The sequence below is a fragment of the uncultured Mailhella sp. genome (genome assembly GCF_944324575.1).
Taxonomy (GTDB): domain Bacteria; phylum Desulfobacterota; class Desulfovibrionia; order Desulfovibrionales; family Desulfovibrionaceae; genus Mailhella.
The window spans coordinates 1-3,663 of record NZ_CALUWV010000173.1 but is presented as its reverse complement, the minus strand read 5'-3'; the positions used below and the strand labels follow the sequence as shown (position 1 = coordinate 3,663).

At 54.9% G+C, this 3,663-nt stretch carries 3 protein-coding genes and 1 tRNA gene; 1 reads left to right on the top strand and 3 read right to left on the bottom strand.

Going from position 1 to position 3,663, the window contains the following annotated elements; all coding sequences use genetic code 11:
• Positions 1-77, top strand: a tRNA-Arg gene (locus Q0J81_RS11810).
• A gap of 989 nt (positions 78-1,066) precedes the next feature.
• Here the strand turns inward: Q0J81_RS11810 and Q0J81_RS11805 are convergent.
• From Q0J81_RS11805 to Q0J81_RS11795, 3 genes are all read right to left on the bottom strand, one after another.
• Positions 1,067-2,773 carry a glucoamylase family protein gene (locus tag Q0J81_RS11805; protein WP_294448102.1) on the bottom strand — a complete coding sequence of 569 codons (1,707 nt, stop codon included), beginning with the start codon at positions 2,771-2,773 and terminating at the stop codon, positions 1,067-1,069.
• A gap of 361 nt (positions 2,774-3,134) precedes the next feature.
• Positions 3,135-3,524, bottom strand: a complete 390-nt coding sequence (rplQ, locus tag Q0J81_RS11800) for a 50S ribosomal protein L17 (RefSeq protein WP_294448100.1) — start codon at positions 3,522-3,524, stop codon at positions 3,135-3,137.
• Positions 3,514-3,663 (bottom strand): DNA-directed RNA polymerase subunit alpha C-terminal domain-containing protein (locus Q0J81_RS11795; RefSeq protein ID WP_294448104.1); only part of this gene is annotated, 150 nt, incomplete at its 5' end. The genes Q0J81_RS11795 and rplQ, both read right to left, overlap by 11 nt.

Here is a 3,663-nt window from a genome sequence, read left to right as displayed (position 1 = left end):
GCGCTCGTAGCTCAGCTGGATAGAGCAACAGGCTACGAACCTGTAGGTCGGGAGTTCGAATCCCTCCGGGCGCACCATTCGAGAGCAAAGGCTTATGAGGATAATCTCATAAGCCTTTTTTCTTGTCCTTTTTCCAAGCGGCGTTTCTACCCCGTCCTTTTTCCATGGGCCATCCGATCTGTCCCCGCCGTTTCGTCACACTGTAGAAAGCTCTCCACACGCCTCGGCTTTTCTGAGCCGCAGGTCTCCGGCATGCAGCTTTTCCCCTTCTTCCTGGACACTTCGCTTCCGCTCTCCCTCCATTCACCAGGCTTTCTGTGTACCTCTTCCTGCAGTCATCAACCATATTCTCCACGCAGGCATCTTCGATGCTCCTGCTTCTTCAAAACAGCTTCATGACAGCTGCAAAACATTCGGTCGCCCGTGGACAGAAGAAAAGCTGCTTTTGACCGCACTGAACATGGTGACTCGGAGCTCCTGGCCGCCACCTGTATTCCCTATTGTTCATGCCCAGTATAAAGGCTTTTCTGCTGCCGGTTCATGAAGACTCTGCAAAGGAAAGACAACAACAGTGAACGGAAAAGCAGTGGCCACTTACGGCCGATGCTTCCCTGTAACCAGCTCCGATTCATGTTCCATGAATATTGCCCGGCTTTCGCACGGCTCTTTCACATCCACGCCTCGAGAAATGCCCTCCTGACGACGCAATCATCCAGAAGAGCTTGAAGATGTATTCCCCATGCTTCCATACAAGCTTCGACAGGACTTGAATGCCGGATTGCCTGAACATGACAGGAAAGGCATTCTCTCTCGTAACAGATGGATAGATGGATACGAAAGCGCTTCTGCAAAACAGGAAGGACAGAGCCCCTGCAGAAAACACCGCTATGCCGAAAGAGCGCTTGCGTAATCGTTCTTTCTTATGAAGCATGCGGGCAGAGGCACGGCTTCGTGTCTTGTGTATGCGACCGAGGCAGTACGAAAAAGCCGTCCCGGTCCGGATACTCCAGACTGGGACGGCAGAAAACTTCCACAAAAAGCACGCAAAGACGCGTCAGATTGCAGATCAGTTCAAACGTACCGGAATTCCTGCGGTCAGATCACCTATGTGCATGATGAGTTGCAAGGTCTCCTGGGTGTCAGGCATGAACTGGGGGAACTCCAGAGCATTGTCCCCTTTGTGTCCCTCGCGGGTGAACTGCTTGACGACCTTGCCGGAAGCATCCTGCAGAGTGAAGCGCACCATGCCGTCCTTTTCGCAGCTGTAAGGCACGACATACATGCCGGTATCGGGATGCCGGCGAAGATCCAGCGCATCAAGTTCATAGCCGGACTCCGTCTTTTTGAGCGGAACGACCACATTCGGAAAGCCATTGACGGCCGGCAGGGGCTGCACGCCCATGCGGGCAAGGCCTTCCTGCACTTCGGGAATGTTCATGAACAGCGACCAGAGAAGGCCGCTGCGATAGTTTTCCACCATGCTCACGATGGGCAGCTGATCAATGGCGAGATAGCTGTTGTCGAACCAGTCGTCCTTGAGGCTGAATGCATCGTAGGGACCGTAGGGGCCCCAGAGCTTGTCCTTGTAATTGTCGTAAATGTTCCAGAGCACACGCATGGAATATTCAGGCGTGTACGGCATGGAAGAGAGTGCCGCCGTAGGCGCCACCGTGCCTATTTCATTGTAGGCGGACTGATAGCGGTAACCGCCCTTCACGTCGCAGGCCGTAAGGCCCCAGAATCCTTCGCTGAACTGGTGGTCGGCCGGAGCCGACTCCAGAGCGTATGCGCGGTTCATGAGGGTATGGGTAATGTTGCGGACCATGTAGCCGCGACGAACGTGCGCATCGGCCATGCGGCGAGGATCCAGTCCTATGAAGGAATAATGAGAAAGGAACATGCACCCGGCATAATCGTTGGCAGCTTCAATGGTATAGCCGTTACCGGTCTTGGGCTGATACTCATCCGTGGAATACCAGAACTGCGCGGCCTCGCGGGAAATGGGATGCGTAGGAGAACCGAGAGCCAGTACATAGGCCACCATGGCCTCGTTGAATCCGGAAATCTTCATGCCCATGCCGAAATCGGCCGTAGGGCTCCAGTGCCAGTACAGGCCGTTGTTTTCCGACCTCGTAAACCAGTGCCAGTCCACGTCGTGCCACAGCTCGGTAATGCAGTCGCGCAGCGCCTTTTCCTGATCCGTGTCCGCAGAAAAATAGGAGCGGGCAATAAGCAGGCCCTGCATCATGAAAGCCGTTTCCACAAGATCGGCACCGTTGTCCTGCTCGCCGAAAGACACGGTCTTTCCCGTGCGACCGTCGAGCCAGTGCGGGAAAGCACCGTGAAGATTCTTTCTGTCCGTCTTGTCGCGCAGGAAGGTGGCGATCTTCAGCACACGCTCAGCGGCGGCCTCACGGGAAATCCAGCCGCGTTCCGCGGCCACGACTATGGCCGCCACACCGAAACCGGAACCACCTATGGTAGCCTGTCCCGTTTCCTTATTGCGGCTGTCCTCATAGGCCAGACCGGACTCAGGGAACGTATGCTCCCAGATATAGAGGAAGGCGTCATACTGCAGTCTGTCGAGCAGAAGACGATCCTTCCTGAAGGCATCATCGGGCGTAAAGTCGCTCAGCGTCGCCGCTTCGGCCTGAACGGCTTCGGGCTGCTTCTGATCTGCGGCACTCTTCTGCTCCTGAGCGGCAAACACAAGACAGGGGAACAGCAGAACGGCAAAAGCAACGACCCCAAAAACACGTTTTTTCAGATTCATAACCATCCACCGAGGTTGAAGGCATCTCTTGGCAAAAACGCGTCTGCAAAGACGCGGGAAAGCCTGTCGGGAAAGTCTCCCAGTCGCTATAAGTAGCCGTAATTGCCCGTCTGTGCAAGACTTGCGCATGCCCGGCTCTGGGAAGAATTATATGAGTATCAAAGGAATTTAAAAATACTTCGCTCGAGGAAAGGAATGCCGTTCTTCTACAAGCTTTCGCATGGCAAAAGCAATGCATTCTCCGCCACGACAGGAGAAAACTCCGTGCAGGAATGAAAGAAGCCGGTCTGGACGGACCGGCTTTTAACTAAAAAAAGGGAACCACTGTCGTGGTTCCCTTCATGCGCTATGCAGAAAACGCTTACGCCTGAGCTTCGGCAGGAGCGTCAGCAGCCTGCTTGGTCAGTTCGATGATGGCCATCGGGGCGCAGTCGCCGCGACGGGGCATCGCAAGCTTCACCACGCGGGTGAAACCGCCGGGAACGCCGGCGAAGCGAGGAGCGATTTCATCAAACAGCTTCTGCACGAGCTGATGGCTGCCCAGTTCGCGGTAAGCGAGACGACGGGCGGCCACGTCGTTGCGACGAGCCAGAGTAATGAGAGATTCGACCACACCGCGCAGCTCCTTGGCCTTGACCTCGGTGGTACGAATCCGGCCGTGCGTAAGCAGGGCCTTGGACATATTGCGAAGCAGAGCCTTGCGATGAGAAGGATTTCTGCTCAGTTTCTTACCAGAGTTGCTATGCCTCATGGTGCTGCTTCCTCTTCCATTCCTGGTATTTCTTATCGAAGGAGTCGACCTTCATGCCGAAATCAAGACCCATGTCGAGAAGAACGTTCTTGATTTCGTCCAAGGACTTCTTGCCGAAGTTCTTGGTCTTGAGCATTTC

What these genes read in the sequence shown, in the direction of transcription:
- rplQ (WP_294448100.1), bottom strand. Translation starts at nt 3,524, where the DNA reads ATGAGGCATAGCAACTCTGGTAAGAAACTGAGCAGAAATCCTTCTCAT.
- Q0J81_RS11805 (WP_294448102.1), bottom strand. Translation starts at nt 2,773, where the DNA reads ATGAATCTGAAAAAACGTGTTTTTGGGGTCGTTGCTTTTGCCGTTCTG.